We start from the raw sequence: 21,358 nt of genomic DNA, 5'->3' as shown, positions 1-21,358 counted from the left end.
TTAATGATTTATCTACCTAATCAAAAAGTAAAAAGGATATGATGAATTCATATCCTTTTTAACTTTAATTGCTACATTTGTTATGGGAACCAACAATTAACGCTAAAACTATTCACCATCAAAGGCAATACTATCTAGCTTATTGCCCACTAACGCACCACGCCAACCTTGTAAAATTAATGGCTTATCGCCCTGCTTACCTTCGAATAACCAAACTAAGAATTGATGAATTAAACGTTTCGAACCAATAAACTCAAGCGGTACAGACTGTTGCTCACTAATGTCAGTTAAACACGTTTTAATCAATTTAAAAGATGACTTATAACCTGACTTTAAAGCAATAACATCGACTTCCTCTGGCGGGTTATCCATGTCTGCATTTGCGATGACTTTTAATAAGTCCTTTCCATGAAAACGCTTTTCTTGATCAGTTAAGTCATTTAGCTGATTTAACTCTGCCAAACTTGTAGGCGCTTTTTTAGCGAGTGCAATGAGTGCATGATCTTTAACAACAAACCCAAGAGCTAAATTTCGATTGACCGCTTTTTCAAGGCGCCATGCTGCCATGACTTTTAAGATAGCAAGTTGCGGGCGAGTCAATTGGAAAGCATTCTTAACTTTCAAATAAGCTTCATCAGGAACAACACCACTTAAGCGTCCTTGGGTTATCCTTTCGCCTTCTTCATATAACCAATCTAGACGATTTTGCTCAGTCAGCTTTTGTAGAATTTGCGGGTATATCTGATATAAGTAAGATACATCATTAGCTGCGTATTGAAGCTGAGCATCACTTAAAGGCCGTTTCATCCAATCGGTGCGTGACTCACCTTTGTCTAGTTCAATACCTAAGCATTGCTCAACTAATTTAGCATAGCCTAAACCATGCCCCATACCCGCTAAACTAGCCGCAATTTGACTATCAAATAATGGCTTAGGTTGACAGTCTCCATAATGGGCGAAGACTTCAAGATCTTCACTACAAGAGTGAAGTACCTTAATAATATTTTCATTGGTTAATAATGACCAAAATGACGATAAATCTTTGATAGCGACAGGATCAATCAATGCTAGTGTTTTGCCATCATAAGCTTGAATTAAGCCCAGATGTGCATAGTAAGTACGGGTGCGAACAAATTCTGTGTCTAACACTAGCAAGCTAGCTTGCTCATATTGCTTTACTAACGAGGCTAACGCATCATCATTACTTATATACTCGAACGCAAACACAGCTTACTCCATTTATTTTATGGGCTTAAAAACAAAAAACCGGCTAGATGCCGGTTTTTCAAATTTACGCTTTATTGGCTTCGTCTCGAAGCTGTCTGCGTAAAATCTTACCCACATTGGTCTTTGGTAATTCGTCTCGGAATTCTACCAGTTTTGGTACTTTATATCCCGTTAAATGATGGCGGCAATGTTCAATCAGCTCTTTTTCAGACAATGACTTATCTTTTGCAACCACGTATATTTTGACTAATTCACCGCTAGCATCATTGGCAACACCGACAGCAGCGACTTCAAGCACTTTTGGATGAAGTGCTACAACTTCTTCAATCTCATTTGGAAATACGTTAAAGCCAGAGACTAAAATCATGTCTTTTTTACGATCGACTATGAAGAAAAAGCCTTTTTCATCCATATAACCAATATCGCCAGTAGCTAACCAACCGTCTTTATCAATTACTTTGGCGGTCTCTTCAGGACGCTGCCAGTAACCTTGCATCACTTGCGGCCCTCTAGCAAAAAGCTCACCGGTTTGACCTTGAGCTAATACTTTACCATCATCGTCACGCACTTGAATAAATGTCGATGGCGCAGGAAAACCAATGGAGCCGTTATAACCTTCTAAGTTATACGGACAACAAGTCACTAAAGGTGAAGCTTCCGTTAATCCATATCCTTCCAGTAAGCGAGTTTTGGTAATCGCTTGCCATTTATCAGCAACGGCTCTTTGTACTGCCATGCCACCGCCAATTGACAGTTTTAGGCCGCTAAAATCTAAGCTTTTGAAGTCGTCATTATTAACTAAGGCATTAAATAAGGTGTTAACGCCAGTTAATGCCGTAAAGGGATATTTTTTAAGCTCACCAACAAATGCTGGAATATCTCTTGGGTTGGTGATTAATAAATTTTGACTGCCTTTATGTAAAAATAATAAGCAATTTACCGTTAATGCAAAAATATGATAAAGCGGTAAAGCAGTAACAACAAACTCTTTACCATCATCTAATGCCGGCGAGTATGCGCCATTTGCCTGTAAAACGTTAGCAACAACATTTCGGTGGCTTAACATTGCACCTTTAGATACCCCAGTTGTGCCACCGGTATATTGTAAAAAGGCTAAATCATCACCGCTAACACCTGGTTTGACGTATTGTAATCGTCGCCCTTTAGATAAGCTGTCTCGAAATGAAAGTGCGTGTGGTAAATGATACTTAGGCACCATTTTTTTAATATACTTGACTACAAAATTAACTAAAGTCCGTTTTGGCGCACTAAGTTGGTCGCCTAAGCCAGTAATTATCACAGACTCCACTGCAGTTTGATCAACAACTTCTTCAAGCGTTTTGGCAAAGTTAGATACAACAACGATGGCTTTAGCACCAGAATCTATTAATTGGTGCTTAAGTTCTCTTGGAGTGTAAAGAGGATTAACATTAACTACTACCATACCAGCACGCAATACACCAAATAGTGCTATCGGGTATTGGAGTAGATTTGGCATCATTAATGCCACTCGATCGCCTTTTTCAAGCTTCAGTTCATTTTGTAAATAAGCGGCAAAAGCGCGACTTCTTTCTTCAAGCTTTCGATAAGTCATGGTTGCACCCATGTTAATAAAAGCAGGCTGATCAGCGTATTTCGCTACAGCGCTTTCAAACATGGCGACCAATGAAGGAAATTGATCCGGGTCTATCTCAGCCGGTACATTGGCTGGGAGGTGATTAATCCAAGGCTGGTCCACGTGTGTCTCCTATAATGGCCACTGTGCTAAGACGTGCATTCCCCGTCAGTGGCTAAAAACGTTTTCCTGTTATTGGCTATTGTTATGATATGGCAATAATCAGTCAACGCGTTGTTATTGTTATCGCCTATACCTAAAATCATACAAGCGTTTTAATTTTGAACATAATCACATAATTGGCACAAAAATAATAGCGCTTTAAGCTTCATTAACATTTATTTTAGAATAAATGCTCGAATTAATAAGCATAATCCAACAGCATTACCCATATGCAGATGATGATCGCCGTCTATTTCTGCGATTTCAAGATGCTTAAACCATTTTTTAGCCTGCACTTGAGCTGATTTTAACTGCTTAAAACCAGTTTTCCCTAGCACTAACAAGGTATCAGTAGTGCTTTGGCTCATTAATGCATCGACTTGTTCAAAACTCATTCTATACACAGAATCTAATTTTAACCGCGGATCACTTCGCCAATAGTAAAGTTCATCAATAAACTCGAGATTTCTTTTTGCAATAAGTTGACACCAAACTGGGTCCATCCCAGTCAGTTGTTGTCTCGCTTTCACCACGATGTCAATTGACGAATATCCTTTTGTGTTAGCTTGAAATGGCTTAGTCAGTAAATGAGTATGTTGACTGAAACTACGACTTATTCTTGATGCATTATTATTAGCATCTTCAAATAAAGGGGAAAGTGCTTCGATAAGAATTAATTGGGATATACGCTGGGGAAAACTGGCGTTGTAGGCACTTGCAACAATACCGCCAAGGGAATGACCTAAAAGAATTATTGATTGATTTAGATCAGGCTGAATAAAATTAATAAGCGCATGCAAATCATACAAATAGTCAATCCAATGTAACGGATATAGCCCTGGACGGTGGTCTGAAAAGCCGTGTCCAGGCCAATCAAAAGTAATAAGTTGGTAATGATTGGCTAAATCTGATTGTAAAAAAGACTCTGCCAAGGGGATAAAACTGTTTAAATTATCTAGCCAACCGTGGCATGCCAAAATAATTGGCTTGTCAGCATGGCCATATCGCATAGCCGATAAGGTTAAATGGGCCAAAGCGAATGTCATTGGCTGACCTTGCTCCACTGCTGTGAAACAGCACTTTGGCTCATTTAATGACATAATTTACTTCGCTTTTTTAATAAACTTTAATGTCATACGGTCACTTTCACCGATATCGATATATTTTTGCTTATCTTCATCACCCATTGCAAGACGTGGGGGTAATGTCCACACCCCTTTAGGATAATCTTTTGTGTCTTTGGCATTAGCATTTACTTCTGAACTTGCTAGCAATTCAAAACCCGATTTTTTAGCTAATTCCACCATTTGATTTTGTTCCATATAGCCACTTTCCGCTGCCATACCAACATTCGCTCTATGCTCAACCACGCCGAAAGTACCGCCGTCTTTTAACACAGCATAAGCTGCATTAAACACACCTTCTAATTGCCCTTTCATTGCCCAGTTATGTAGGTTTCTGAATGTCAGCACATGGTCAGCTGAATTATCTTTACCTAAGTTAAATTTTTCAGGCGGGCTTAACGTCACAAACTGCACATTACCGACAGATGCTTTATTATCTGCTACCCACTTTTCAAACTTTAAACCCGCTGATTTATAATATTCAGTCTGACGATTTTCTTCCGCAGGTTTTGTTTCAAAGTTGGCTGCAACGTACTGACCATTTTTGGCTAAGTAAGGCGCAAGGATCTCTGCATACCAACCACCACCGGGCCAAAGTTCAATAACAGTTTGATCAGCTTTTACATCAAAAAAAGCAAGTGTTTCAGCTGGGTTACGGGCGCTATCTCTTAACTTATTGGACGCTGTTCTAAAATCACTTGATACCGCAGCGGCCAAGGCATCATTCACTTTAACTTCTTCTGCCTGTGCTGGAGTAACCAATACGGTTGAATACATTCCAACAGTTGCAAAGCTAATCGCTATCGCGAGTGCTATTTTACGTTTCATTTCACATTCCTTTTTATTGAATCAACTTTTTGCCAACTGAGCCATAACATACCACAGCTCACCACTAACCAAATAACAACCCAAATCCAAGCGGGGATCCAAGTCATTTGCGCTAATGCTGCTGCATCGCCCTGACCTGCCAAACCAAATAACACCATGGGACTTGCCATGGCATTGAGGATTATCATCAATCCTAATATACGCAGTAAACTATTTAAAGGACGACTATTTTTTAATTTAAGTGGTAACAAAATAAGTCCAGTTAAACATAATAAAATAGCAATGCTCAACAAGTCCCTCGCCCACAATATAATTGACGCTAAAATAGTAAAGGCCAATAAAGACAAAGTAAATCTGATGCCATCTCGCCATGTGGCTAGTAAGAAAATCAAGTAACCCCAAAGCGCCGCACCCAAATAGCCTGCAAATGCAATAAATATCGCATTACCTCCTTGGCTATAGCAAAGACCTGCGCCATTAGGAAAAAGCTGAATAGAGTTGACCATCCCACCCGACATTATGGTCGCTATCCCGTGCGACAATTCATGGAAATAACTTTCAAACCATTTAAACGGCACGCTAATAAAGGGCAGCCTTGTTAATAAAAAGGCCACTATCAGTTCCAGCACAAAACGGCCTCGACTAGGAATGCCAGATGATGAAGCTGATAAGCTATTATGATTAAAATGGGTCATTAATATTGAGATTATTTATAGAATAATTGACGTTAGTAAATCAGAATTGTCAGCAGGAGGGAATGCTTGTAAAACATTAAGATACAATGTTGTCGTAATAAGACACTAAAAGAAGTAGGAAAGAGCTAAAATAATAATCAAATAGATCAACACCAATAGATAAATTAAGCGTAAAGATCAATACCTACCATCTGTTGAATTTCATCTCGTTTTGCTGAATGCTGGGTCATCAGATAGACATTTATTGCACTACGATTAGTCTGTTTATCAGCATCATATTCGACTTTATTTTGTTGGCTATCAGACACAGAAATGGTTGTATGGTCAAAAAGCTGCGTATTGCCTTTAAACTCAAACAAGCCTGAATTCTCAACTGTTTGTTCTCTTTCTTGCTGACTTAATGCAGATGCTTCGACATCAATTTGGATGTCATTGGCTGAGGGTTGGCCTAAAAGGATATTATTTTTAACGGTTTGACTGGAATTGATTGAGTTAATATCAGTCACTGATTCTAGCGGACGATTACCAGCAACAGCCTGACTCAAAGACGTTTTAAAGCCTTGTTGAGTTGCTGTTTGATGAACCGATGACTGATTTATCTGCATTTATGCTTATCTCGACAGTACTTATATCTGCAATGCTTAGCTACAGTGTAGTTTAATACTTAACATTAAAATAAAATATAATCGACTATAACTTAGCCAACAAGTTATTGCCAATGGCAAACTTTTCATAAAACTTAAACTGCTTTTAGCATTAAACAGTTTAGCAAAGTTATTACTTTATGCCATTTGGATCATTTTTAATATTACTCTCTACCCGGTAGCTTCTTCCAGGTCACTTTATCTCGGATATACACTGGGGCAAGTTCATCCACACTAGTATGTTGATGTTGGCTAACGCCATATTCAGCTAAAGTGAGCATTGCTTTGGCATCAGGGTATTTAAGCTCATCTTGCAATTGAATATTATCTGCTAACTTAAGTAACGCAGGATACACTTCAAAACCAGTTCCACAGGCGACAATCGCTTTACTGCAGTCCAAATGCAGCTCAACCTCTTGCGGTGAACAAACATGCTCAATACCAACCAAGGTCGCTATGCCCTCTTTTGCAACAAATTGCCCCACGTACACTTCGTTCATACGTGCATCAATAGTACAAAATACTTGCTCAGCATGAAAAGTCGTAATTGCCATTTGTGCCATGGCAGCTAATGTCGAAATACCGATAACCGGTAAATCGGTTCCCAGGGCTAAACCTTGGGTCATACTGGTACAAATACGAATGCCGGTAAAACTGCCAGGTCCACGACCATAAGCAATGACATCAATATCGGCCAGCTTCACTTGAGCTTCTTTTAGTAATTCATCTACCATTGGCAATATACGTTGACTGTGCTCACGCGGTGCATCGACTGTGCGAGCGTAAACCTTACCATCAATAGTCAATGCTGCAGAGCAAGACTCGGTGCAGGTATCAAGCGCAAGAACACGCAGTGGAGTGTGAAATGTCATGTTTACAACCAATGTGGAACAGAAATTAGGTCGCTATGATAACTTATGGGATTTGTTTTAAAAAGTGCAATGCGGTATCTAAATCACGGGTACGATGCATTGGCGGCAATGAATTAATAAAAGCTTGTCCATAAGGGCGATTAACAATGCGATTATCACATAAAATCAACACACCACGGTCTTTCTCATCACGAATAAGCCGGCCGACACCTTGCTTTAATGCAATAACAGCTTGGGGTAATGAAATAGTCGTAAAAGGATCAAGTCCTTGTCGTTCTGCGCTAGCGGCTCTTGCTCGATATAAAGCATCATCAGGCGACACAAAAGGTAACTTATCGATGATTACGCAGCTCAGCAATTTACCTCGAACATCGACACCTTCCCAAAAGCTGCCGGTACCGAGTAGCACTGCATTGCCCAGTTGTCGAAATTTATTCAATAAGCTTTGCTTACTGCCCTGGCCTTGCACCAGTAGTGGGTAACTCACTTGGCTACGCAATAAACTAGCAACTTGTTCTAACATGCTGTGACTGGTGAACAAAATAAAGGTGCGCCCTTGCGCAGCATTAATGGCTTTAACACACACTTCTACCAATTGTTTGGCGCTATGCTGAGTTTGCCCTACTTTGCCCAAATGCCGTGGCACACAGAACATCGCTTGGTTTGGATAATCAAATGGACTGTCTAAAATAACCTGAGTCGCCTTCTGTAGCCCGAGTTCTTTTGCAAAATGAGATAACTGACGGTTAACTTGTAATGTTGCCGAGGTAAAAATCCAACTCGTCTTAGGGTCAAATAATTGCTCACATTGTTTAGCGACATTAATAGGCGACGATCGAAGTGAGATAAACCGTGGCCCATATTCAACACTGTAAGCCGCTTGGGGATCTTGGCATTCGAAAAATATTTTTAATCTATCATTCAATTCGTGGATTTGTTCAAAAGCATTATCTAAATCATCATCGCGGCCTAAGTGGTGTCTCAGCAATTCACTTAATTCGGTTAATGATTGATGTAATGCCCAAGCACTAACAATAAGTGCTTTAGTCGATAACACCTGACGCCAATCAGTTTTACCACTGTCAAACATCTCATTATGCCACTGAGCTAGTTGCATGATTGAGCGGTTAGCAAAGTGTTCAATCTGAATGCTGTCACGAATTTTTTGTTTGTGTATAGTGACTAAACTGTTTAACAGCTTATCGATTTCACGGCTACTGATATGACTACCAAAATAACTGATACAAATATCGGGCACTAAATGAGCTTCGTCAAAGATAACAACATCAGGATCTGGAAGCAGCTCAGCAAAACCAGTATCTTTGAGTAATCTGTCGGCAAAAAATAAATGATGATTTACCACGACCAGCTTTGCTTCCATGGCTTTAACACGTGCTTTGCGGGTAAAACACACGTCATAAAAATGACACTTCTTGCCGGTACAGCTTTCTTTGGTACTGACAATGCTTGAGATCATGTTTGAATTTTCAGACACTGACGTTAGATTACCTATATCACCATCTTTACTGAGTACCGCCCACTGATTTATTTTAATTAAGTCATCTAAAGCCTGCTCCCGATACTGACTGGCATGCTGCATTTGGTTATCTAAGCGTAATTGACATAAGTAGTTATTGCGGCCCTTAAGCAAAGCAATTCTTGGTTGAATATCTAACATAGTTAACAATGCAGGAAGATCTTTTAAAAATAATTGTTCTTGCAGGTTTTTACTGCCAGTGCTTACAACGACTTGTTTGCCACTTAATATCGCAGGAATAAGATAAGCAAAGGTTTTACCAACGCCAGTGCCAGCCTCCAAAATTAAGTTGATTTTTTTTGCGATAGCTTCACTTACAGCTATCGCCATATCAGTCTGGGTTTGACGGCTTCGGTACTGATGCACATGACGGGATAATGAACCGCCTACACTAAATTCAGCGGCAACCAATGTGGTTAGACTCGCTAGCTTATGCGGAATTTGAGACGTGTTCGATTTCACAGTTTTAGTAGTTACTCATAGTGTAATTTTAGTTTAAATACATCAAATCTAGCAAGCAGATGGTCAACCCAGCCATGATACATATTTAATCTATTAATACCGACCCAAGATTTAGCAATTACGGCGTATAGTTGACTAAGTTTCAGTGAATAGAAAATTAACTGGATAAACGACAAATAAGATGGTCTGAAAGCTTTTAAATATCACTGTTTACAGGCTTGACTATTATGCTGATAAATAATGATTAATCCAACCAATTAACTCTGCTGGAGTATAAACAATGCAACTAGCGGTCCCTTTTTTCACAATCGATAACTAAATTATTGGCTAATTTATATCAATGATTCTAAATCTTATCAAAAAAAATCATAAAAAAAGGAACCCTAAGGTTCCTTTTTCGAAGCCGATTAACTAATTACTTAGTTAAAGCTTCTTTTGCTTTTTCAACTAAAATTGTAAAAACAACTTTGTCGAATACAGCGATGTCAGCCAAAATCTTACGATCGATTTCGATAGACGCCTTTTTCAAACCGTTAATGAAACGGCTATAAGACAGACCATTTTGACGAGAAGCCGCATTGATACGTGCAATCCATAATTGACGGAATTGACGTTTCTTTTGACGACGGTCACGGTAAGCATATTGACCAGCTTTAGTTACTGCTTGAACAGCAACACGGAAAGTACGGCTACGAGCGCCATAATAACCTTTAGCTAGTTTAAGTACTTTCTTGTGACGAGCACGAGCGGTTACACCACGCTTAACTCTAGGCATTGTTCATTGCTCCTTTAATTAAGCGTATGGTAGTTGACGTGCAATTGCTGGCACATCAGACTTGGCGACTAAACATTTTGCACGTAAGTGACGTTTACGCTTAGTGCTCTTCTTGGTCAAAATATGACGTAAGTGTGCTTGTTTGCGCTTGAAACCATTAGCGGTTTTTCTGAAGCGCTTTTGCACACCCTTGTCTGTTTTCATTTTAGGCATTTCTAAAACTCCGCATTGGGATATTTAATAAACGTAAGGCGAGCAAAAGCCTCAAGAGACTTTTGCTACTTTTAGGTTGCCCTACTATTTCTTTTTAGGTGCTAGCACCATAATTGCTTGTCTACCTTCCATTTTCGGGAAAGATTCAACAACCGCATACTCTTCCAAATCAGCCTTGATACGGTTCAAAAGATCCATACCTAGGTTTTGGTGTGCCATTTCGCGACCACGGAAACGCAGCGTAATTTTCGCTTTGTCCCCATCTTCTAGAAAACGAATCAGGTTGCGTAGTTTTACCTGATAGTCGTTTATATCAGTTCCAGGACGGAATTTTATTTCCTTAACCTGAACCTGCTTCTGCTTCTTCTTTTGTTCCTTTTGCGCTTTCGCTTTATCAAAAAGGAACTTACCGTAGTCCATTATGCGACAAACTGGAGGCTCAGCGTTTGGACTGATTTCAACAAGGTCTACCCCTGCTTCATCCGCGACGCTTTGAGCTTCTTTAATGCTAACGATACCAATGGGCTCACCATCTATGTCCGATAAACGGACTTCAGGAACACCGGTGATTTCATCATTGATTCTATTAGGCGCTGGTTGTCGCCCTGCTGTTCTTTTGATCTTTATGACCTATTCCTCCAACAATTTTAGACTACGGAGCGAAATCTGTTGATGTATCATGGTAGCAAAATCTTCGATTTTAAGCTTACCTAAATCAATACCATCACGTGTACGCACCGCAACTTCCTTATTCTCAACTTCTTGATCACCTACGACCAACAAATAAGGCACACGTCTTAAGGTGTGTTCGCGTATTTTAAAGCCTATCTTCTCATTCCTCAAGTCAAAAGATGCACGAATGCCCTGTTTTTTGAAGTTTTTTACAATTTCTTCTGCATATTCAGACTGTTTGTCAGTAATATTCATCACAACTACTTGCATAGGTGCAAGCCATGTTGGGAATTTACCAGCATACTCTTCAATCAAGATACCGATGAAACGTTCTAATGAGCCAAGAATGGCACGATGTATCATTACCGGTGTTTGTCGACTATTGTCTTCTGCAACATATGTTGCTCCCAAACGAGTCGGTAATGCGTAATCTAATTGTACAGTACCACACTGCCAAGCGCGATCTAAACAATCATGTAAAGTAAATTCAATCTTAGGACCGTAGAAAGCACCTTCGCCTGGTAATATCTCATATTTGATATTATTAGCTTTAAGCGCTTGCTTTAACGCTTCTTCAGCACGATCCCACATATCGTCATCACCAATACGCTTTTCAGGGCGAGTGGATAATTTGACGACAATATTTTCAAAACCAAATGTGCCATATGTGTCATATACCATTTGAATACATGCACTCACTTCTGTTTGCACTTGATCGTCAGTACAGAACACATGGGCATCATCTTGGGTAAAGCCTCGCACGCGCATTAAGCCATGCAGTGAACCTGATGGTTCATTACGATGACAACAACCAAACTCAGCCATACGCAATGGCAAGTCACGGTATGACTTTAGGCCTTGATTAAAAATTTGCACGTGACCAGGACAATTCATCGGCTTAATGGCATATTCACGACTTTCGCTATTAGTAGTAAACATAGCTTCTGAGTATTTATCCCAGTGGCCTGAACGCTCCCATAACACGCGATCCATCATTAGTGGGCCTTTCACTTCTTGATAAGTGTATTGACCTAGCTTTTGACGAATGAACTTTTCAAGTTCTAAAAATATGCTCCAACCATCATTGTGCCAAAACACCATGCCTGGCGCTTCTTCTTGCATATGGTAAAGATCTAATTGCTTGCCGATTTTACGGTGGTCGCGTTTAGCCGCTTCTTCTAATCGTGTAAGGTGCGTTTTAAGGGCTTTTTTATCTGCCCAGGCCGTACCGTAAACGCGTTGTAACATCTTGTTATCAGAATTACCGCGCCAATAAGCACCAGCAACACTCATTAACTTAAAGTGTTGACAAAAACGCATGTTCGGCACGTGCGGACCACGACACATGTCGATGTATTCTTCATGATCATAAAGTGCAGGCGTAGCATCTTTGCTGATGTTTTCATCTAAGATGGCAATTTTGTATTCTTCACCGCGGGCACTGAATGCATCACGGGCTTCTTGCCAAGACACAACGCGCTTGACCACGTCATAGTTTGTTTTGGCCAACTCTAGCATGCGTTTTTCTAACGCATCTATATCATCTTGGGTAAGTTTGTGCTCTAAATCGATATCATAGTAAAAACCGTTATCGATAACAGGACCAATGGCCATTTTGGTTTGAGGCCACAGTTGCTTGATAGCATGACCTAATAAATGCGCACAAGAATGGCGAAGAATTTCAACACCTTCTTCATCTTTAGCCGTGATGATAGATAAATCCGCATCGGTAAAAATTAAATCGCAAGCATCTTTTAGTTCACCGTTAACGCGACCTGCAATACAGGCTTTTGCTAAACCGGGACCAATGTCAGCGGCGACATCAAGGGTAGATACGGGATTCGCAAACTCACGTTTGCTGCCATCAGGCAATGTAATAATAGGCATGAAAATTCCTTGTCCAGTGGTGACCCACACGTAGGGCCACTTGGTAAATAGTGAATAAAAGTTATGAACACATTTTTGAAATAAAGACAGTACAAGAGTCTTAGTTACCCAAAAATGTAGTGCCTGATTGTATGTGACAACATAGTAATGGATCAACCTTTAACGGCTTTCTATACTGCCAAAACTCAATAAACTCATGCATTACACTCAATGCGGTATAACTAAAATAGGGCTATATTTAATCAAGCACAGTAAATACGTTAAATTCCATCACTGGAGTACAAGATATGAGATTGTTGTCACGTTTAATAAGCTGTCCACATTGTGGTCAGCATCAACATGTAACCATTGATACGAGTTGTGGCGATCAAGAATATTATGATGATTGTCGAATCTGCTGTAACCCTATCCATATTAAAATGCATTTAGATGACAGCAGGCGGACCATTCAATTATTTATTGATTCAGATGATGAGCAAATTTATTAGTACTTGGCTTGGTTGTCGCACGAAACTAACCCTGTTGCTTTTTAGCTAAAATGCGCTCAACCGTATCAACAATAACTTGAGTTTGACTGTCAATTTCAATATTCATTTTATCGCCAACTTGGTGGGCTTTGATATTAGTTAATCTTAGCGTTTCAGGAATAAGGTGCAATTTAAAACCACGCTCAGTCAATTGCCCTACCGTTAAGCTACAACCATTCACCGCGACAAAGCCTTTATAAAACACGTAGTCTTTCCACTTTGCATCTAACGCTAACTCAATATCATAATGCTCAGCAGTATCACTTACCGATACCACTTCAGCTTGCGTATGAATATGGCCCGATAAAATGTGTCCGCCAATTTCACTGCCAAAGGTTAACGAGCGCTCAATGTTAACTAGGTCGCCCCGCTGTACTTTATCTAGATTAGTTAGCCCTAATGATTCTTCCATTACATCGAAAAAAACCTTATCATTCGATATCTTAGTAACCGTTAAACAAACACCATTGGTTGCAACACTGGCTCCTGTTTGTAATCCGGTAAGCAATTCAGGCTTTAGCGCAATTTCAAAACGTTTCAATCCAGCTTGCTGTTGAACCGATACCACTTCACATGTGGCTTGTACAATTCCTGTAAACATAAAGTAACTCTCGTTTATTAATAGGCTTAATATGAACAACACCGGCTTTCAAGCCAAGCGCTTAATACAACTCGCATTACCAATATTAATCGCCCAAGTGACTCAAACTATGATGGGCTTTATTGATACTGTTATGGCAGGACGAGTCAGCGCTGTCGATATGGCCGCTGTCGCTGTTGGCACCAGTTTATGGCTACCGGCCATCTTATTTGTTCAAGGCCTACTGATGGCCTTCACGCCAGTATTTTCACAGCATCATGGAGCCGATAACCAGAAGGTGATCCCAAACTTACTGTTTCAAGCTGGATATATTGCCATAATAGGCGCCTTGGGTGTGATGTTATTTTTAGCCTCTTCAAGCTATATCTTAGATTTAATGGATTTAGAGCCACAACTGCATCGCTTAACGGTAGGATATATAGATGGCATTTTCTGGGGCGCACCTGCATTCGCTTTATATCAAGTGCTCCGCGGTTGCAGTGAAGGCATATCTTACACTTTACCGACTATGGTGATTGGCTTTGTTGGCTTGGCGGTCAATATCCCTGCAAACTATATCTTTATTTATGGAGGATTTGGCATTCCAGCAATGGGTGGTGCTGGCTGTGGAATAGCAACCGCTATGGTCTTTTGGGCAATGTTAATTGCTATGATCATCTATATGCTTGTTGATAAAAAATTTATTGATATTGCCCCCTTTAAACAGTTTTATGCCCCTAAATGGTCCACCATGAAGTCAATGACTAAATTGGGATTCCCGATTGCAATGGCGTTGTTCTTTGAAGTAAGCCTATTCGCGGTTATTGCATTATTTTTAGCGCCAATGGGCGCTAATGTAGTAGCAAGTCATCAAATAGCGTTAAATTTTTCATCTATAGTATTCATGTTGCCTTTGTCGATTGGTATCGCTGCATCTATTCGCATTGGGTATTATCTTGGTCGAGAAAGAACCGATATAGCGCAACTAGTCACTTATGTCGCCTTAGGACTGTCGTTATCTCTCGCGCTGTTAACCGCTATTTCAACCGTCGTATTTAGACACGAAATAGCTCTACTATATAATGATAATCCTGAGGTTGTCGCGTTAGCCGGAAGCTTGATGTTAATGGCAGCTTTATACCAAATATCGGACTCTATTCAGGTTGTGGCGGCGGGAGCACTACGGGGTTACAAAGACACTCGCAGTGCCTTCTACATTACCCTCTTTTCATATTGGTTTATCGGCATGACATTAGGATATGTATTAGCCTATACCGACTATATTGTTCCCGCGATTGGTGCGCATGGATTCTGGATTGGGCTGATAGCTGGGCTTACCTCTGCCGCTATTCTCTTTGGCTGGCGATTGAGTTACATTCAACGAAAAGGCATTATTTTTGTTGAAATAGATTAGGTTAAAAACGAATAAATCTACGCCGCTCATTCAGCTTGTGCGTGTGAACGGCGTAAAGAAATGATAAATTTTATCTGCAATAGCCTATGAATATATAAAATTAGCGGCGCAAAAAATACGGTATTGCCACTAACACCATACCGACTATAACTAAGCTCGTTTCACTGGCAACAAAGTACGGATAGACCATTAAAGCCATACCCATACATAACGGAACAATTGCTTGTTGGCGTTTACCATAAACAAAATACCCCATTCCAATCGCACCAAATAATACGCTCCACATGATCATTGCAGTACTACCCATCATATTAGCCTGGTTATCTTATTTTGGTGAATGTGTTTATCCGAGTTCGGGTCTACAGATTTTGTTTGTTCAATAATCAACACAATATTTCAATTGTCGCGATAGCTGAAATTTAAAAGACGCAATTCACTTTAATATGATCACATAATTTATCCGAAGCAATCAAAATTTCACCTTTCAAGTTGCTCTATATATTTTGTCGAAGCAATGCTGTCAAAAACATACCTCTGAAATCTATGGTTAGCTGTCTTTGTCGCGCTTTTACGATTATTGCAATGCTATTAATTCAGGTTATCAATTTAACTAGAATTCAATTCGAATAGCAGTTACCACTTAAATTTATCAGCAACAATGCTTTCAGCACAAATCTTTTATCATTGACGTAAATTAGTAAATCACATGTCAGATGTGAAAATTTACTTTATCAATAACAACAACCTATATAAACAAATAACTAAAAACCTAACGACAGATCAAATAGTTTAATGTGATCTAAATCAAATAAAAACTTGATAGTTAGTGCTCTAATCATTAGGATCGTTGTTAATTGAACGTTCAATCAATGATTAGCTGGATTAAAAAAGGAAATCATTAATGCCAAGACCTGTTATGAAAAGTGCGCGACAACAACAGCTAATTGAAGCGACATTAATGTCGGTTGAACGTTTTGGATTGCAAAAAACCACCATTAATACCATTAGTGGCATAGCTGGAATGTCATCAGGCATTATTAGCCATTACTTTGGTGGTAAACAAGGGTTGATTGAAGCCACGCAGAAATTTTTACTTGAACAGTTAAAGCAATCATTACTGGCAAGGACATCAGGTAAAACCTTAACCCCAACGGCAAGATTATTAATGATAGTTGAAGCCAATTTCACCGATTTACAACGTTCAAACGCCGCGGCAAAAACATGGTTAAGCTTTTGGTCTCAAGCAATGCACGATCCGGGACTGGCAAGACTTCAACACATTAATAGCCAACGCTTATATAGCAACCTGCTTTTTTCGTTCAAACAATTATTGCCAAATATGGCAGCCATTAATGCAGCAAAGCAAACCGCAGCAATTATTGACGGTTTTTGGTTACGCAGCGCGCTAAGCCACACCCCTACAGAAGATTTTAAACAAGCCCAAATTTTATCTAAAGCCTTTATCGAGGCTGTGATCGTGCAACACGGAGAAATTGAATGTCAGCGTTAATCACCTATCAAAATTATGTTCACGGTAAGTACATTGCAAATGGCAGTGGCGAAACCTTCCAGGTTATCAACCCTGCTACTGGCGAAGTCAGTTATTTAGTTGAAGTGGCAACCGAGTCTGTGCAAAAAGCTGCTATAGAAAGTGCCAAAGCAGGTTTTGCTGTTTGGTCGGCGATGACGCCTATAGAACGTAGCCGTATTTTATTAAAAGCCGTTGCCCTACTACGTGAACACAATGATGAACTTGCTGCAGGCGAAGTATTGGATACAGGTAAACCATGGCAAGAAGCTTCGGTTGTCGATATCGTCACTGGCGCCGACTCAATTGAGTTCTTTGCAGGTCTTGCCCCAAGTATTGAAGGCAATCAACAGCCTGTTGGAGCGGATTTTTATTATACTCGCCGTGAGCCATTAGGTATTTGTGCCGGTATTGGCGCATGGAACTACCCGTTACAAATTGCTTGTTGGAAAGCAGCCCCGGCACTTGCATGCGGCAACGTAATGATTTTCAAACCTTCAGAAGAAACACCTCGCGGCGCAATGCGTTTAGCTGAATTATTCACTCAAGCGGGTGTGCCAGATGGCGTGTTTAACGTTGTTCAAGGTGACGGTAGAGTTGGCGCATGGCTCACCACCAATGAAGATATCGCTAAAGTGTCATTTACGGGTGAAGTCGGTACCGGTAAAAAAGTCATGGCTGCGGCGGCGGGTTCACTAAAAGAAGTGACCATGGAGCTTGGCGGAAAATCGCCATTGATTATCTTTAACGATGCCGATGTTGAAAATGCAGTATCAGCCGCGATGTTAGCTAATTTCTATACTCAAGGTGAAGTGTGTACCAACGGTACTCGCGTGTTTGTGCAGCAAGATATTTATCCGCGCTTTATCCAACGCTTAAAAGAGCGTACTGAGCAAAACATCGTTTGTGGCGACCCAATGCACCCTGACACCAATTTTGGTGCATTGATTTCACGCGACCATCAACAAAAAGTACTCGACTACATTGAAATCGGTAAAAAAGAAGGTGCCACCTTATTAACAGGCGGAACAGCATTAACACCTGACAATGCACCGAATGGTTTCTTTGTGGCGCCGACTGTATTTACAGATTGCACTGATGAGATGACGATTTCAAAAGAAGAAATATTTGGCCCTGTGATGTCAGTGTTTACCTTTGCTGATGAAGATGAAGTCGTTAAACGTGCCAATAGCACTCACCTAGGCTTAGCAGCAGGTGTATTTACGCAAGACATTACCCGTGCACATCGCGTTATTCATCAAATGCAAGCCGGTATTTGTTGGATAAATGCGTATGGTGCTTCTCCTGCAGAAATGCCGGTTGGTGGTTACAAGATGTCTGGCATTGGTCGTGAGAATGGCTCTGAAACATTAAAAGCATACACCCAAATAAAAGCTGTTTACGTTGGTATGCAGTCACTTGAAAGCCCATTTTAGGAGTGACCCAATTAATGTCTACACAAATGTCTCATGAATACGATTATATTATTGTTGGTGCCGGTAGCGCAGGTTGTGTATTAGCCAACCGCTTAACGGAAAACCCAGACAATAAAGTCCTGATACTTGAAACCGGTGGTAGCGACAAGAGCATTTTTATCCAAATGCCAACTGCCCTTTCAATTCCCATGAATACTAAAAAGTATGCATGGCAGTTTGAAACGCAGGCCGAACCACATTTGGACAATCGCCGTATGCATTGCCCGCGTGGCAAAGTGTTAGGCGGTTCATCATCAATCAATGGCATGGTCTACGTACGTGGTCATGCACGTGATTTTGACGAGTGGCAGCAAGAAGGTGCAAAAGACTGGGATTACGCTCACTGTCTGCCTTACTTTAAAAAAGCTGAAACATGGTCTTTTGGCGGTAATGTTTATCGCGGTGATAAAGGCCCATTAGCGGTTAATAACGGTAATGAAATGAAAAACCCGTTATATCAAGCTTTTGTTGATGCTGGTGTCGATGCTGGCTACCTAGCGACGAGTGATTACAATGCCAGTCAGCAAGAAGGCTTTGGCCCAATGCACATGACAGTTAAAAACGGCGTACGTTGGTCTACGGCAAATGCGTACCTTCGCCCAGCAATGAAACGCCCGAATTTAACCGTGGTCACTCATGCGCTTGTGCATAAAGTGATTATGCAAGGTAAAACCGCTGTCGGCGTGCGTTACGAACGTAAAGGCGAGTTAATTGATGTTAACTGCAATAAAGAAGTGGTGTTATCGGCAGGTTCAATTGGTTCACCGCATATTTTGCAACTGTCCGGTATTGGCGATGCAAGTACTTTAGCCAGTGCAGGTATTGAGCAAGTTCATCAATTACCCGGTGTAGGTCAAAACCTGCAGGATCACTTAGAGTTTTACTTCCAATTTAAGTGTTTAAAACCGATTACGCTTAATGGCAAAATTGATCCTTTAAACAAATTGTTTATTGGTGCTCGCTGGATTTTAAATAAGACTGGTTTGGGGGCCACTAATCATTTTGAGTCCTGTGGCTTTATCCGCTCAAAAGCCGGTTTAGAGTGGCCGGATCTACAATATCATTTCTTACCCGCAGCTATGCGCTACGACGGTAAAGAAGCATTTGCAGGTCATGGTTTCCAAGTACATATCGGTCACAACAAGCCTAAAAGCCGTGGCGCGGTAACCGTGGTATCAAATGATGCCAAGGTTGCACCACAAATTCAGTTCAATTACTTATCACATCAAGATGATATAGAAGGCTTTAGAGCATGCGTTCGCTTAACCCGTGAGATTATTAACCAACCGGGCTTAGATGAATACCGAGGTGAAGAAATCCAACCAGGCCTTGCAATACAGACCGATGAAGAAATTGACCGTTTTGTCAGACGTTCAGTTGAAAGTGCCTATCACCCTTCTTGCTCATGCAAAATGGGCGAAGATGAGATGGCCGTGGTTGATTCAGAAACAAAAGTTCACGGTATTAACGGTTTAAGAGTCGTTGACTCATCTATTTTCCCAACTATTCCTAATGGGAATTTGAACTCACCGACCATCATGGTTGCCGAGCGTGCTGCCGATTTGATTTTAGGTAACACGCCACTGGCACCAAGTATGGCAAAAGTGACGCTAGCCGAAAAGTGGCAAACATCACAACGCTTACAAGCACCTAAGCGGCCAATTAAAACTTATTAAGTTAATGGGTATGAATTAATGCCCATCTATAACAGGTTGATGGCCAACCTACGTTTTTTGTAAATGGCCAATTTAGCCAAGATCAATCTATCAGGGTTTAACTATCGTCAGTACGATACTTAAGGCTTGAGGGCATTTAGCCTTTAAAAATTGTTCTATGGCATTAAAAACATACAACAAGGAGCCAACACTATGTTTGCACACACCCTTTATTCAGGAGTCAAATAATGACGACCTGGTTATCAATAGGCATTTTATTTACTTTTGCCGCTATCGCGTTTGTGATTTATCGTTGGGGTAACATGCAGTGCATTGGTGTCACGCCGGTGCGAAAATTTACCTTTATTGCGATTTTATTCACCTCAGGGCTAGATGTTGGCTTAATCATGTTCCCGTTAACTGAGTTTGCAGGATATGCCGATTTAGCCACTAGTCCGGAATATAGTTTTAGTAATCCGCTGGCAATTGAGTTTGGTTTTTGGGCCTGCTTGATTTGGGCTTTTTACTTTTTAACCTGTTTTTACTTTTGCGTAATTGAGCCAAGAGTAAAATATTTTGAAATTCCGCTGATTAAATTTATCAATAACCTTGTCATTATCGGGACTTGTGCCTTTACTGCTTACTTATTATTGACCAATTTACCTTGGTATTTACCACAATTAGGTGACGGTGAATCCATTGTAAGCAGCTTCTATCTCATCGTATTTTTGGTTATCGCTGCAGCAGTTTATTCTAGCACCAGCATCCGATATGTTCGTTACCTTAGCCTAGCTAGCACTTGGTTATTCTTTGGTTTGATTGCCGTGATGTGGTCTGGCGCCTTTTTATCAGATGACTCAAGTGTGGGTGAATTCTTTACCACCTTTGCATTAATTGGTGACTACTTCGGTAACATACATCACTTTGTGCTGCCGTTTAATGACTACCATGAGTTCTACCTGTTTTGGTGGTTTGCATGGAGCATCATGATTGGCCAATTTACTTCACGTTTTGTTGGTGGAATGAAAACCTATCAAGTATTAATTGCTATGATGGTATTCCCTTCAATACCCATCGCAATTTGGTTCACAGTGCTTTACTACTACAGCTCTAACGGAATCGATACATCAGGCTTCTACAACCTTGCTATGGTAATTGTGGGCATCACATTTGTGATCAACTCACTCGATTCGCTAGTCCGATTATATACAGACAACTTAAACCTAACGGTTGAGCGTTTTGGTAAACTGACTTACATCATCGGAAATATTGTGCTGCTAAGTTGCTTAACCTTACTATTCAAACTAGACTTTTTAGAGATCCAATGGGTAGGCGCGCTTGCCATAGGCTTAATACTAAGCTGTTTCCTTTACATCTTAAAATCTAACTACCGTAAAGTAGGAGCAATAGAACTCTCTCCAAAAGATAATAAAATCGATTTCAATAAGATCGAGTTGTTAGACTAA

Annotated in this window: 20 protein-coding genes; 6 read left to right on the top strand and 14 right to left on the bottom strand. The window is 40.4% G+C overall.

Going from position 1 to position 21,358, the window contains the following annotated elements:
• Positions 1-108 precede the first annotated feature (108 nt).
• From rnd to thrS, 12 genes are all read right to left on the bottom strand, one after another.
• Positions 109-1,227, bottom strand: a complete 1,119-nt coding sequence (gene rnd / locus ACRWQM_RS08020) for a ribonuclease D (RefSeq protein ID WP_434931803.1) — start codon at positions 1,225-1,227, stop codon at positions 109-111.
• A 64-nt stretch (positions 1,228-1,291) separates the two neighbouring features.
• Positions 1,292-2,965 (bottom strand): long-chain-fatty-acid--CoA ligase FadD, encoded by a 1,674-nt coding sequence (fadD, locus tag ACRWQM_RS08015; protein WP_434926238.1) that lies wholly within the window; start codon positions 2,963-2,965, stop codon positions 1,292-1,294.
• A gap of 215 nt (positions 2,966-3,180) precedes the next feature.
• On the bottom strand, positions 3,181-4,050 hold the full coding sequence (locus ACRWQM_RS08010) for an alpha/beta fold hydrolase (protein WP_434931802.1): 870 nt from the start codon (positions 4,048-4,050) through the stop codon (positions 3,181-3,183).
• Positions 4,051-4,107: 57 nt separating this feature from the next.
• A complete protein-coding gene (locus tag ACRWQM_RS08005) occupies positions 4,108-4,956 on the bottom strand; it encodes a class I SAM-dependent methyltransferase (protein WP_434931801.1) in 849 nt (282 codons plus the stop codon).
• Positions 4,953-5,651 carry a M50 family metallopeptidase gene (locus ACRWQM_RS08000; protein WP_434931800.1) on the bottom strand — a complete coding sequence of 233 codons (699 nt, stop codon included), beginning with the start codon at positions 5,649-5,651 and terminating at the stop codon, positions 4,953-4,955. The genes ACRWQM_RS08005 and ACRWQM_RS08000 overlap by 4 nt, the downstream gene beginning before the upstream one ends.
• 164 nt (positions 5,652-5,815) lie before the next feature.
• Positions 5,816-6,256: a hypothetical protein gene (locus ACRWQM_RS07995; RefSeq protein ID WP_434931799.1), complete on the bottom strand. Its 441-nt coding sequence runs from the start codon at positions 6,254-6,256 to the stop codon at positions 5,816-5,818.
• A 203-nt stretch (positions 6,257-6,459) separates the two neighbouring features.
• Positions 6,460-7,167 (bottom strand): tRNA (adenosine(37)-N6)-threonylcarbamoyltransferase complex dimerization subunit type 1 TsaB, encoded by a 708-nt coding sequence (tsaB, locus tag ACRWQM_RS07990; RefSeq protein ID WP_434931798.1) that lies wholly within the window; start codon positions 7,165-7,167, stop codon positions 6,460-6,462.
• Between the two features lie 43 nt (positions 7,168-7,210).
• Positions 7,211-9,166, bottom strand: a complete 1,956-nt coding sequence (locus tag ACRWQM_RS07985) for an ATP-dependent DNA helicase (RefSeq protein WP_434931797.1) — start codon at positions 9,164-9,166, stop codon at positions 7,211-7,213.
• 415 nt (positions 9,167-9,581) lie between these two features.
• On the bottom strand, positions 9,582-9,941 hold the full coding sequence (gene rplT / locus ACRWQM_RS07980; protein WP_226415616.1) for a 50S ribosomal protein L20: 360 nt from the start codon (positions 9,939-9,941) through the stop codon (positions 9,582-9,584).
• Positions 9,942-9,959: 18 nt separating this feature from the next.
• Positions 9,960-10,154 (bottom strand): 50S ribosomal protein L35, encoded by a 195-nt coding sequence (gene rpmI / locus ACRWQM_RS07975; RefSeq protein WP_055023949.1) that lies wholly within the window; start codon positions 10,152-10,154, stop codon positions 9,960-9,962.
• Between the two features lie 84 nt (positions 10,155-10,238).
• On the bottom strand, positions 10,239-10,781 hold the full coding sequence (gene infC, locus ACRWQM_RS07970; protein ID WP_264177979.1) for a translation initiation factor IF-3: 543 nt from the start codon (positions 10,779-10,781) through the stop codon (positions 10,239-10,241).
• A gap of 3 nt (positions 10,782-10,784) precedes the next feature.
• A complete protein-coding gene (gene thrS, locus ACRWQM_RS07965) occupies positions 10,785-12,713 on the bottom strand; it encodes a threonine--tRNA ligase (RefSeq protein WP_434926244.1) in 1,929 nt (642 codons plus the stop codon).
• A 287-nt stretch (positions 12,714-13,000) separates the two neighbouring features.
• On the opposite strand from thrS, the gene ACRWQM_RS07960 reads away from it, so the two are divergent.
• Positions 13,001-13,201, top strand: coding sequence for a CPXCG motif-containing cysteine-rich protein (locus tag ACRWQM_RS07960; RefSeq protein WP_434926245.1), 201 nt, complete (start codon positions 13,001-13,003; stop codon positions 13,199-13,201).
• 25 nt (positions 13,202-13,226) lie between these two features.
• On the opposite strand, the gene ACRWQM_RS07955 is transcribed toward ACRWQM_RS07960, so the two are convergent.
• The gene (locus tag ACRWQM_RS07955) at positions 13,227-13,841 is read right to left on the bottom strand and encodes a riboflavin synthase subunit alpha (protein WP_434926246.1); all 615 of its coding nucleotides are present in this window, start codon (positions 13,839-13,841) and stop codon (positions 13,227-13,229) included.
• 31 nt (positions 13,842-13,872) lie between these two features.
• On the opposite strand from ACRWQM_RS07955, the gene ACRWQM_RS07950 reads away from it, so the two are divergent.
• A complete protein-coding gene (locus tag ACRWQM_RS07950) occupies positions 13,873-15,234 on the top strand; it encodes an MATE family efflux transporter (protein ID WP_434931796.1) in 1,362 nt (453 codons plus the stop codon).
• A gap of 100 nt (positions 15,235-15,334) precedes the next feature.
• On the opposite strand, the gene ACRWQM_RS07945 is transcribed toward ACRWQM_RS07950, so the two are convergent.
• Complete coding sequence (locus ACRWQM_RS07945) at positions 15,335-15,541, bottom strand: hypothetical protein (RefSeq protein WP_434932003.1); 207 nt, start codon at positions 15,539-15,541, stop codon at positions 15,335-15,337.
• A 594-nt stretch (positions 15,542-16,135) separates the two neighbouring features.
• Here ACRWQM_RS07945 and betI point away from each other — a divergent pair.
• The 4 genes from betI to ACRWQM_RS07925 all read left to right on the top strand — a co-directional run bounded on the left by betI (position 16,136) and on the right by ACRWQM_RS07925 (position 21,358).
• A complete protein-coding gene (gene betI, locus ACRWQM_RS07940; protein WP_434926249.1) occupies positions 16,136-16,744 on the top strand; it encodes a transcriptional regulator BetI in 609 nt (202 codons plus the stop codon).
• Entirely contained in the window at positions 16,732-18,198 is a 1,467-nt protein-coding gene (gene betB / locus ACRWQM_RS07935) for a betaine-aldehyde dehydrogenase (RefSeq protein ID WP_434931795.1), read from the top strand. Before betI ends, betB begins: the two co-directional genes overlap by 13 nt.
• A 26-nt stretch (positions 18,199-18,224) precedes the next feature.
• Entirely contained in the window at positions 18,225-19,913 is a 1,689-nt protein-coding gene (gene betA, locus ACRWQM_RS07930; protein WP_434929053.1) for a choline dehydrogenase, read from the top strand.
• A 227-nt stretch (positions 19,914-20,140) separates the two neighbouring features.
• Entirely contained in the window at positions 20,141-21,358 is a 1,218-nt protein-coding gene (locus tag ACRWQM_RS07925) for a BCCT family transporter (protein ID WP_434926251.1), read from the top strand.

This window comes from Shewanella sp. HL-SH5, assembly GCF_051163755.1.
Taxonomy (GTDB): domain Bacteria; phylum Pseudomonadota; class Gammaproteobacteria; order Enterobacterales; family Shewanellaceae; genus Shewanella; species Shewanella glacialimarina.
This window is presented reverse-complemented; position numbering and strand designations above follow the sequence as displayed.

What these genes read in the sequence shown, in the direction of transcription:
- ACRWQM_RS08000 (WP_434931800.1), bottom strand. Translation starts at nt 5,651, where the DNA reads ATGACCCATTTTAATCATAATAGCTTATCAGCTTCATCATCTGGCATT.
- ACRWQM_RS07960 (WP_434926245.1), top strand. Translation starts at nt 13,001, where the DNA reads ATGAGATTGTTGTCACGTTTAATAAGCTGTCCACATTGTGGTCAGCAT.
- ACRWQM_RS07950 (WP_434931796.1), top strand. Translation starts at nt 13,873, where the DNA reads ATGAACAACACCGGCTTTCAAGCCAAGCGCTTAATACAACTCGCATTA.
- ACRWQM_RS07945 (WP_434932003.1), bottom strand. Translation starts at nt 15,541, where the DNA reads ATGGGTAGTACTGCAATGATCATGTGGAGCGTATTATTTGGTGCGATT.
- betA (WP_434929053.1), top strand. Translation starts at nt 18,225, where the DNA reads ATGTCTCATGAATACGATTATATTATTGTTGGTGCCGGTAGCGCAGGT.
- ACRWQM_RS08005 (WP_434931801.1), bottom strand. Translation starts at nt 4,956, where the DNA reads ATGAAACGTAAAATAGCACTCGCGATAGCGATTAGCTTTGCAACTGTT.
- betI (WP_434926249.1), top strand. Translation starts at nt 16,136, where the DNA reads ATGCCAAGACCTGTTATGAAAAGTGCGCGACAACAACAGCTAATTGAA.
- ACRWQM_RS08010 (WP_434931802.1), bottom strand. Translation starts at nt 4,050, where the DNA reads ATGACATTCGCTTTGGCCCATTTAACCTTATCGGCTATGCGATATGGC.
- ACRWQM_RS07955 (WP_434926246.1), bottom strand. Translation starts at nt 13,841, where the DNA reads ATGTTTACAGGAATTGTACAAGCCACATGTGAAGTGGTATCGGTTCAA.
- betB (WP_434931795.1), top strand. Translation starts at nt 16,732, where the DNA reads ATGTCAGCGTTAATCACCTATCAAAATTATGTTCACGGTAAGTACATT.
- rpmI (WP_055023949.1), bottom strand. Translation starts at nt 10,154, where the DNA reads ATGCCTAAAATGAAAACAGACAAGGGTGTGCAAAAGCGCTTCAGAAAA.
- rplT (WP_226415616.1), bottom strand. Translation starts at nt 9,941, where the DNA reads ATGCCTAGAGTTAAGCGTGGTGTAACCGCTCGTGCTCGTCACAAGAAA.
- tsaB (WP_434931798.1), bottom strand. Translation starts at nt 7,167, where the DNA reads ATGACATTTCACACTCCACTGCGTGTTCTTGCGCTTGATACCTGCACC.
- ACRWQM_RS07925 (WP_434926251.1), top strand. Translation starts at nt 20,141, where the DNA reads ATGACGACCTGGTTATCAATAGGCATTTTATTTACTTTTGCCGCTATC.
- ACRWQM_RS07995 (WP_434931799.1), bottom strand. Translation starts at nt 6,256, where the DNA reads ATGCAGATAAATCAGTCATCGGTTCATCAAACAGCAACTCAACAAGGC.
- thrS (WP_434926244.1), bottom strand. Translation starts at nt 12,713, where the DNA reads ATGCCTATTATTACATTGCCTGATGGCAGCAAACGTGAGTTTGCGAAT.